This is a genomic window from Streptomyces sp. AC627_RSS907 (genome assembly GCF_019049165.1).
In genome coordinates, this window is the sequence record NZ_JAGMUE010000190.1 from 1 (window position 1) to 660 (window position 660).

Sequence of the window (660 nt, forward strand, 5' to 3'; positions counted from 1 at the left end):
GCCTTGAGCGCCTCCCGCCCCGAGGTGGCCGCGACGAGTTCCTGCCCCAGGGTGGCGAGCACCGCCTCCATGGCCAGCAGGTTGTCGCGCTGGTCGTCCACGATGAGGATCTTCGGGCGCGGCCCCGCCCCCCAGGTCGCCGCGGCGGGCGGCGGGTAGGCCGTCGCCGGGTGCTGCGCCGGCCTGCCGGCGGTGGCCGCCCCGGCCCGGCTGGCGGTGGTGGCGGTGGCGGTAGCAGCCGTGGCGGTGGGGTGCGCGGCGGCGGAGGCGTGGGCGGTGGCGTACGGCGGGGCGTGGGTGAGGGGAGAGAGGCCGACCGCCTCCGCCTCGTCGGCCGCGTGCGTCTCGCCGGACGCCACGCCCTGCGCCTCCACGGCGGCGAGTTGCCGTTCCAGGAGCTGGCACCGGTCCTCGGCGAGCATGCCCCGGCGGCGTACCTCCTCCAACTCGTCGGTGAGCCGGCGCACTTCCTGGCGCAGCCGGTCCTGTTCGTGGAGGAGCTGTTCGCGGTCGTGGTCGGGGCAGGCCAACTCCTGTTCCAGCGTCTCGACCCGGGCCCGTTCCGCCGCCCAGGCCGCCTCCAACTGGCCGAGCCGCACCTCCAGGTCGGCAATCCGGTGCTGGCGCTCCAGCAGCGCCCGGCCCAGCGCGTCCTCGGTC

The 660-nt window shown here is 76.8% G+C and carries 1 pseudogene; it reads right to left on the minus strand.

The features are described from left to right. Window positions 1–660: pseudogene (locus KUM32_RS44080) on the minus strand (hypothetical protein); the annotation flags it as partial.